This is a genomic window from Enterobacter cloacae complex sp. P12RS, assembly GCF_014895875.1.
GTDB classification, from domain to species: domain Bacteria; phylum Pseudomonadota; class Gammaproteobacteria; order Enterobacterales; family Enterobacteriaceae; genus Enterobacter; species Enterobacter bugandensis.
This window is the reverse complement of sequence record NZ_JADBQO010000075.1, coordinates 1-8,760: the sequence shown is the minus strand read 5'-3', so window position 1 is coordinate 8,760 and position 8,760 is coordinate 1. Positions and strand designations below refer to the sequence as shown.

The window sequence follows — 8,760 nt, the reverse complement described above, 5'->3', positions numbered from 1 at the left end:
ATTTTAAAATATTGTGAATGCCTGAATGACAATCGCTAACACCAATGTATTATTAGTGTTATCACAGGGATTAAATAGTTTTTTAACTAACGTAATAACTTTAGAAACTAAAAAAATCATTATATTAATATCATGACATCGGCAAAAAACGACGAAATAAAAAATCAATCCGATAACGAATTCTCAATTTTTAAAAGTTTGGAGTTTCTATTATGAGCACTAACGAACGCATTCTTAGCCCCTTCACATTACCGAATGGCACTGAACTGAAAAACCGTTTGTTAATGGCCCCTATGACCACCTGTACCGGCTATTATGACGGCACCGTCACCAGCGAGCTGGTGGAGTACTATCGGGCCCGTTCTGGCAGCATTGGCACCATCATCGTGGAGTGCTGCTTCGTCGACGATCTCGGCCTTGCCTTCCCGGGGGCAATTGGTATTGATAACGACGAGAAAATCGCCGGGCTGGCGAAAATCGCCGAGGCCATTAAATCCAAAGGATCTAAGGCCCTGCTGCAGATCTACCACGGTGGCCGCATGGTTGATCCGAAACTGATCGGTGGCCGTACCCCGGTTGGCCCAAGCGCCGTGGCCGCGCCGCGTGACGGTGCCGCAACGCCGGTTGCCCTGACCGCCGAAGAAGTGGAAGGCATGATCGGCAAGTTTGGTGAAGCCGTGCGCCGCGCCATCCAGGCCGGTTTTGACGGCGTGGAAATCCACGGGGCGAACACCTACCTGATTCAGCAGTTCTACTCTCCAAACTCTAACCAGCGCGACGACGAGTGGGGCGGCAGCCGCGACAATCGCGCGAAGTTCCCGCTGGCGGTGCTGGACATCACCCACAAAATGGTGCGCCAGTACGCGGACGACGCGTTTATTATTGGCTACCGTTTCTCCCCTGAAGAGCTGGAAGTGCCGGGCATCCGCTTTGAAGACACCATGTACCTGCTGGAAAAACTGGCGGCGCGCGGCGTGGACTACCTGCACTTCTCCGTCGGCGCGACCCTGCGTCCGTCCATTGTCGACACCCAGGACCCGACGCCGCTGATCGAAAAATACTGCGCGATGCGTTCTGAAACGCTGGCGCAGGTTCCGGTGATGGGCGTGGGCGGCGTGGTGAATGCTTCAGACGTGAATGAGGCGCTGGACCACGGTTACGACCTGATTGCCGTTGGCCGCGCCACTATTGCCTACCCGGACTGGACCGACCGCATCGCGGCGGGTGAAAGCCTTGAGCTGTTTATGGACAGCACCAAACGCGAAGAATTGAGCATTCCTGAACCCCTGTGGCGCTTCTCGCTGGTGGAAGCGATGATCCGCGACATGAGCATGGGCGAATCGAAATTCAAACCGGGCATGTTCACCGAGAAGGTGCAGGACGACGCGAACGAACTGGTGATTAACGTCAGTCTGGAAACCGACCGCATTGCGGACATCGAGCTGGCCTCCGGCCCGAGCGATAACGTGGAGTTCGTCACCAGCTTTGAAGAGATCCGTACCCGCATTCTGGACGCCAATACCCCGCACGTGGATGCCATCACCGGTGCCACCAGCCAGAGTGAAGCGGTGAAAAAAGCGGTCTCTAAAGCGATGCTGAAATCCAGCAAAGCGCTGGCAGCGGAAGAGGGCGTGGACCCGAACGAAACCCGCAGCGTGGACGTGGTGGTGGTCGGTAGCGGCGGCGCCGGTCTGGCGGCGGCGATTCAGGCTCACGACGAAGGCGTGAGCGTGCTGATTGTCGAGAAAATGCCAACCATCGGCGGGAACACCATTAAAGCCTCTGCCGGTATGAATGCCGCTGAAACCCGCTTCCAGCGTGTGAAGGGCATTCAGGACAGCAAAGAGCTGTTCTACCAGGAAAGCCTGAAAGGCGGCGGCAACAAGAACAACCCTGAACTGCTGCGCCGCTTTGTCGAGAACGCGCCGCAGGCGATTGAGTGGCTGGCAACGCGCGGCATCATGCTGAACGACATCACCACCACCGGTGGGATGAGCATCGACCGTACTCACCGTCCAAAAGACGGCTCTGCGGTGGGGGGCTACCTGATCAGCGGCCTGGTGCGTAACGTCAACAAACGCAACATCGAGGTGATGCTGGATACCTCCGTCAGCGACATCATCTTCGAGAACGGTGAAGTGACCGGGGTTCGCCTGACCACTGAAGAGAACGAAACCGTCACCGTGGCTGCGAAAAGCGTGATCGTGGCGACGGGCGGCTTCAGCGCCAACAGCCAGATGGTCGTCAAATACCGTCCGGATCTGGAAGGGTTCGTCACCACCAACCACAAAGGGGCAACCGGCGGCGGTATCGCGCTGCTGGAGCGCATCGGGGCGGGCACCGTGGATATGGGCGAAATCCAAATTCACCCAACCGTTGAGCAGAACACCTCGTACCTGATTTCCGAATCCATCCGTGGGGGCGGGGCGATTCTGGTCAACCAGAAAGGGGAGCGCTTCTACAACGAAATGTCGACCCGCGATAAAGTCTCGGCGTCAATCATCGCGCTGCCGGAGAAATACGCGTACATCGTCTTTGACGAGCACGTACGTGCCAAAAACAAAGCCGCGGATGAGTATATTGCGAAAGGCTTCGTGACCAGCGCCAGCTCGCCAAAAGCGCTGGCGGAAGCGCTCGGTATGGATCACCACGCTTTCCTCGCGACCCTGGAACGTTACAACGGTTTCGTTGAAAAACAGCACGATGACGATTTTGGTCGTACCACCGCGCTGCGTGCGCCTATCAACGAAGGGCCTTTCTACGCTATTCAGATTGCGCCAGGCGTGCACCACACCATGGGCGGCGTGACCATCAACACCGAAACCTGCGTGCTGGACAGCAACCACAACGTACTGCCGGGGGCGTTTGCGGCGGGTGAAGTGGTCGGGGGGATCCACGGCGGCAACCGTATCGGCGGTAACGCGGTGGCGGATATCATTATTTTTGGTACCCTTGCAGGACATCAGGCGGCGATGCGCTCAAAAAGAACGTAAGGCTCCTGTCTCCCCGGCGGCGCGGTGCCTGCCGGGGCTACATCTGAGGACACATGCAATGCCTGATAGCCATCGCGTTTACAGCTACTCCGCCGTTCTGATGGGCTCGCCCATTCTCCTGAAGCTCTTCTTCCATGACGAAGCCCTCGCGTCCCGCGTTTTCCGCCTGATCAAACAGTACGAAGATCTCCTCACCGTTAACCGGGCGCATTCCCAGGTGATGGACATCAACCATGCGGCGGGCCAGCATCCGGTTGCCGTCAGTCGTCCGGTGTTTGAACTGATCCGCTGTGCCAAAGCGGCAAGCATGCTAAAAGACAGCGCGTTTAACCTGGCGATCGGCCCGCTGGTGAAGCGCTGGAAGATTGGCTTTCAGGGAGACAGCGTTCCGCCTGCCGATGACATTGCGTCCCTGCTGGCGATAACCCGGCCCGAGGAGGTCATCCTTGATGAGGCGCAGACCAGCGTGTTTCTGACCAGGTCGGGGATGGAGATTGATCTGGGGGCCATCGCTAAAGGCTATATCGCCGACCGGGTGCGGGACTACCTGCGCAAAGAGGGCGCTGAGCTGGGGCTGATCAACCTCGGCGGAAACATCCAGACGTTAGGCTCGCCGGAAGGGGGCTGGAGCGTGGGGCTAAAAAAACCGTTCGCCGGTGATGCGCTTATCGGTGCGATGACGGTGGAGAACCTCTCCGTGGTGACCTCGGGAACGTACGAGCGCTACTTCGAGCAGAACGGCAAGCGCTATCACCATATTCTCGATCCGCGCACCGGGTATCCGCTCGACAACGAGCTGGAGAGCGTCACTATCATTTCAAAAGACTCCATTGACGGCGACATCTGGACCACGCTGATGTACGGCATGGGGGTAGAAAAGGGCTGTGCCGCCCTGCGCGCGCGCCCCGATATTGAAGCTATCTTTGTGACCAAAACAAAAGAAGTGGTGATCTCCTCGATGCACCACTTCCGTTTTACCCTTCTGGACGAGAGCTACCGCGTTATTGGCAGTACTGTTTGAGCAGCCCGATCTGTTCCGGCTGTAAGCGGTAGCGATACACCGGACGCCCGGTGGCGCCGTAGTGAATGCTGGTGAACAGAATGTTGATCTGCGCAAGCCAAATCAGGTACTTACGGCAGGAGACGCGGGAGATATTGACTGCGTTAGCCAGATCGTCGGTGGAAAATTCCGTCTCCGGGTGGCCATCAATCCACTGGCAAATCGTGCGCAGCGTTTGCGGCGTTAACCCCTTCGGCAATTTTTTAGTGTCCGCCAGCTCCGGCGCGCCGCCGTGGATCAGCCTGTCGACGTCCGCCTGCTCGTAATACTGGTGCGAGCCCATCAGGCTGTGCTTTGCCTTCCAGCCGTTCAGCGCCTCTTCAAAGCGCGGGAACTGGAACGGCTTTATCAGATAATCCACCACGCCGTAGTGGATGGAGGTCTGGATCGTGGCGGCATCGGCGGCCGAGGAGATCATTATCACATCAATCGGGCGGCCTGACGCGCGAATATCGGGCAGCAGATCCAGCCCGTTATCCTGCTGCATGTAGACGTCCAGCAGCACCAGATCGACAGGCTGGCTGGGGTTATTGATAAAGGCCCTGGCCTGATTGAGCGTGGAGGCGACGCCGCAGCAGCTGAAGCCTTCAACACGGTTGACGTACAGACGGTTGAGGTCGGCTACCATGGCGTCATCATCGACAATTAATACATTTATCACGCGATATTCCTCTCGCTATCCCAGGGGATGTGAACAAAAAATTGGGTAAATACGCCAGGCTCAGACTCGACGGTGATATCGCCGCCCAGGTTCTGGATCTGCTGGCGAGCAAGGAACAGCCCAACGCCGCGGTTTTCACCTTTTGTTGAGAACCCCTTAGTAAAAATAGCCTCCAGCTGAGTGGGATCAATGCCGGGGCCGTCGTCGCTGACTTCGCAACTGAGCCAGCCATTCTGATAATGCAGCAGCAGGCCAATCTCGCCTTCCTGCTGTCCTGCCATCGCGTCGAGCGCGTTTTCGATTAAGTTACCCAGCGCGGTGATCAGCACCGCAACCTGCTCTTCACTGCCGGTATCCGGTATCAGGCTTTCATCCGCCAGGGTCAGGGTGACGCCGGCCTCTTTCGCCCGGTTGATTTTACCCAGCAGGAACCCGGCAACGACCGGGGACTTTACCTTGCTCTGGATCGTGCCAATGTCCGTCTGGTAATTATGCGCCGTCTGGATGATGTACTCCTCCAGCTTGTCGTAGCGCTTCATGTGTAGCAGGCCCAGGATCACATGCAGTTTATTCATAAACTCGTGCGTGTGGCTGCGCAGGGCGTCGACGTAGTTGACCATGCCATCAATACGCTGCATCAGCTGGCTGATTTCCGTTTTATCGCGGAAGGTGCTGATAGCACCGATCACCCGATTCTGGCTTTTGACCGGCACCATGTTGCAGAGCAGCAGTCGTCCGTTGCAGCTGATCTCCTGATCCTGACGCGCAATCCCGGTTTTCGATACCTCACGCAGGCTTGCCAGCAGCGGCTCGCTGGTGTTTTCGGTCTGCTTGCCGGAGGGAAGAAGTAATATCTCTCTGGCAGCGTGGTTAATCATCGTCACGCGGCCGTGAATATCGACGGCCAGCACCCCTTCGCGAAGCGACTGCAGCATCGCCTGGCGCTGTTCGAACAGGGCGGAAATTTCGTAAGGTTCAAGCCCGAACAGGATGCGTTTCAGGACCCGTACCAGACCCCATATCGCCATCGAACTCATAAAGATGCTGAACAGAATCGTCCAGAGCGCGTTGAGCCGCCCGCGGGCTATCTGGTCTTCCACCTTTTTGAGGGAGATCCCGACCACGACGACCCCGATCTGATCGTGCTGGCTGTCATAGACCGGCGTGAAAACGCGAAGCGCCTCGGCGAGGGCACCGCGGTTAACTGAGACATTCTCTTTGCCTTCCAGCGCGGGTTCCAGATCGTTGCCGATAAAATGCAGGCCGATGAGCGCCTCGTTCGGGTGCGAGTAGCGAATCCCCCGCATGTCGGTCACCACGGTAAGCAGCAGATCGTTGCGTTGGGTGACGGCTTTGGCGATGGGCTGAATGATGTCGGCCTGCGGCGACTGCATCAGGCCGCGCTGGATCTCCGGACTGTCGGCCAGCGTGCGGGCGATACCCAGAGCGGTATCTTTTACATCATCGCGGGTCGCCCGGGTGATCTGCACGGAATAGAGCGCAAAAACTACCAGCAACACCGAGGCGATAATCGCGGACACCATCAACGTGACCAGCGTGTACAGTTTCATGGGGCGCTTACGCGTCAGAGGGAAAGGCTGCAAATCGCTCATCAACACTCCGCGATGATTAAGAAAGGGAGTGATTATCGCTGATGATGGGCTTTTCTTAAAGCCATGTAAAAGCGTCGATTTACTCTTCTTTTCGTGACCCCACTCGCAGGTCATCTATATAAAACACTTTATAGTGTGTGGGTACTCATAATAAGGAGGCTGTTTATGAGCATTACGCTTACCGGTTCAGTCAAGGAAAGACGGCACGCCAGCACGATGAATATAGATAGATTGTCCACGCTGGACATGCTGAAGGTTATCCACGAGGAAGATGCACGCATTTCTGCTGCAATAACCCCCTGCTTAACGACAATCACCCGCGCGGTGGATAACGCCGCCTCGGCGCTCAACCACGGCGGCCGTCTGATGATTGTCGGCGCGGGCCCGTCAGGCTGCATCGCACAACAGGCTGCAGATGAGTATGCGCCGGGTAAAACGCCGGTAATTGCCGTGACGGCAGAAGAGGGGGATGGGAGCTACGAGCGCGGGGTGGCTGATCTGCAGGCCATTAAATTTGATGAGCACGATATGATGCTTGCCGTGACCGTCAGCGGAAAAACGCCGTGGGTCTGGGGGGCAATGCGGCATGCGTGGTCGTTGGGAGCGCCGGTTGCGGTCATCACCGGTGATGCACAAAGTGAAGCAGCACAGCTGGCAAACATGGTAATTGCCCCAGAGCTTGGGGCTGATGTGGTTGCCGGGTATCGCAATACCAGGGCGGGGATCGCGCAAAAAATGATCCTCTCGATGATTACCACCGCGCTGGCCGTTCGCACCGGGCGCGTTTACAGCAACCTGCGCGTGGATCTTGAGGCAAGCAATACCAAATGGGCTGAACGGCAAATCGCCATCGTGATGGAGGCGGGGGGATGCACCCGGGCGCAGGCAAAGGCCGCGCTGGAGAGCTGTAACCATCACTGTAAAACCGCGGTATTGATGGTGCTGACAGGCCTTGATGCGTGGAAAGCCCATGAGCTGCTGGCGCAGAATAACGGGTTTATCCGCGTGGCGCTGCAGGAAGCGCCGTAAAATAGTGTCCCTTGAAACAAAAAAGCCCGCAAATGCGGGCTTTAGTATTTTCAGGGATTAGAACTGATAGATCATGCCGATGCCAACAATGTCATCGGTTGCAATACCGTTGTCATTGTAGAAGGCGTCATCTTCGTCCAGCAGGTTGATTTTATAATCAACGTAGGTGGAGAAGTTCTTGTTGAAGTTGTAGGTCATGCCCAGGTCGATGTAGTTAACCAGATCCTGGTCTACATAGTCATAGCCATTGCGTGGGTGATAATCGTTACCGCCCAGATCGATGCCTTTGGAATAGACCCACGCCAGGGATGGACGCAGACCGAAGTCAAACTGGTATTGCGCTACGGCTTCAAAGTTCTGCGTTTTGTTGGCGATGCCGTCGCTGCCGTACGGCGTCATGTTGCGGGTTTCCGCGTACATCATCGCCAGGTAGACGCCTTGAGCATCATATTTTGCGCCAACGGTCCATGCGTCTGCACGGTCACCGCCTGCGTATTTGCTGAAGCGGTTATAGTTGCCCGCGCCATAAGCAACCTGATCGTTGGTACGGTCAGAGGAAGAATACGCCGCACCCAGGGTCAGGCCGAAGTCGAAGTCATAGGTGGTAGACATACCGAAGCCGTCGCCGTTCTGGAAGCGTACGTCGTCGTGACCGTTTTTGGTGCCTTCCTGATCTTCGTTAGCGTTTGCGCCTTCGTTAGCACCCTGATACTGCAGCGCGAAGTTCAGGCCATCAACCAGCCCGAAGAAATCATTATTACGGTAGGTCGCAACACCGTTGGTACGGCCAACCATATAGTTGTCAGTCCAGGTGTAGGAATCGCCACCAAATACCGGCAGCATATCGGTCCAGGCTTCAACGTCATACACGACGCCGTAATTACGGCCATAATCAAATGAACCGTATTCGCCATATTTCAGGCCCGCATAGGCCAGACGGTTGAAAGAGGTATCCCCGGCGTCTTCGGTATCATTTGCGTAGGTTTTATATTCCCACTGACCGTAACCGACCAGATCGCGGGTAATCTGTGTTTCGCCTTTGAAACCAATCTGCACGTAGGTTTCGTCGCCGTCGTCGCCCGCGTTGTCGGAGAAGGTATGACGCGCGTCAACCTTGCCGTACAGGTCAACTTTATTGCCGTCTTTGTTATACATTTCAGCCGCGTTTGCCGCGCCAGCCATTAATAAAGCGGGTACAAGAATTGCCAGAACTTTTCTTTTCATTATATATTCCCTTTAAAGATAATTTATATGAATATATGTAATCACCCTCCGTAATTACGTGTTTGATACTATTCTATGGCTCGTGAATTTGGTTCAAAAATAAATGTAATTAAACCAGTGAAAATATTACAAAATATTTCCAAAAATCTCTTTATTTTCCAAATGAATTAATCGCTTGAA

General features: G+C 55.6%; 6 protein-coding genes. 3 read left to right on the top strand and 3 right to left on the bottom strand.

The window, feature by feature from the left end:
- Window positions 1-212 precede the first annotated feature (212 nt).
- Window positions 213-2,993 (top strand): flavocytochrome c, encoded by a 2,781-nt coding sequence (locus IM284_RS22750; protein ID WP_047367850.1) that lies wholly within the window; start codon window positions 213-215, stop codon window positions 2,991-2,993.
- 58 nt (window positions 2,994-3,051) lie between these two features.
- Window positions 3,052-4,014, top strand: coding sequence for an FAD:protein FMN transferase (locus tag IM284_RS22745; protein WP_047367849.1), 963 nt, complete (start codon window positions 3,052-3,054; stop codon window positions 4,012-4,014).
- Here IM284_RS22745 and dcuR read toward each other — a convergent pair.
- Both dcuR and IM284_RS22735 read right to left on the bottom strand, forming a co-directional pair.
- Window positions 3,995-4,714, bottom strand: coding sequence for a two-component system response regulator DcuR (gene dcuR / locus IM284_RS22740; RefSeq protein ID WP_028013719.1), 720 nt, complete (start codon window positions 4,712-4,714; stop codon window positions 3,995-3,997). The genes IM284_RS22745 and dcuR overlap by 20 nt on opposite strands.
- Window positions 4,711-6,327: a sensor histidine kinase gene (locus tag IM284_RS22735; protein WP_045260362.1), complete on the bottom strand. Its 1,617-nt coding sequence runs from the start codon at window positions 6,325-6,327 to the stop codon at window positions 4,711-4,713. The genes dcuR and IM284_RS22735 overlap by 4 nt, the downstream gene beginning before the upstream one ends.
- Window positions 6,328-6,492: 165 nt before the next feature.
- On the opposite strand from IM284_RS22735, the gene IM284_RS22730 reads away from it, so the two are divergent.
- Complete coding sequence (locus IM284_RS22730) at window positions 6,493-7,356, top strand: N-acetylmuramic acid 6-phosphate etherase (RefSeq protein ID WP_047367848.1); 864 nt, start codon at window positions 6,493-6,495, stop codon at window positions 7,354-7,356.
- A 57-nt stretch (window positions 7,357-7,413) separates the two neighbouring features.
- Here the strand turns inward: IM284_RS22730 and ompC are convergent, their stop codons facing one another.
- Entirely contained in the window at window positions 7,414-8,580 is a 1,167-nt protein-coding gene (gene ompC, locus IM284_RS22725; RefSeq protein WP_047367847.1) for a porin OmpC, read from the bottom strand.
- Window positions 8,581-8,760 lie beyond the last annotated feature (180 nt).

Bases quoted from the DNA above. Each gene is read 5' to 3' on its own strand.
- IM284_RS22750 (WP_047367850.1), top strand. From the start codon at position 213: ATGAGCACTAACGAACGCATTCTTAGCCCCTTCACATTACCGAATGGC.
- IM284_RS22745 (WP_047367849.1), top strand. From the start codon at position 3,052: ATGCCTGATAGCCATCGCGTTTACAGCTACTCCGCCGTTCTGATGGGC.
- IM284_RS22735 (WP_045260362.1), bottom strand. From the start codon at position 6,327: ATGAGCGATTTGCAGCCTTTCCCTCTGACGCGTAAGCGCCCCATGAAA.
- IM284_RS22730 (WP_047367848.1), top strand. From the start codon at position 6,493: ATGAGCATTACGCTTACCGGTTCAGTCAAGGAAAGACGGCACGCCAGC.
- ompC (WP_047367847.1), bottom strand. From the start codon at position 8,580: ATGAAAAGAAAAGTTCTGGCAATTCTTGTACCCGCTTTATTAATGGCT.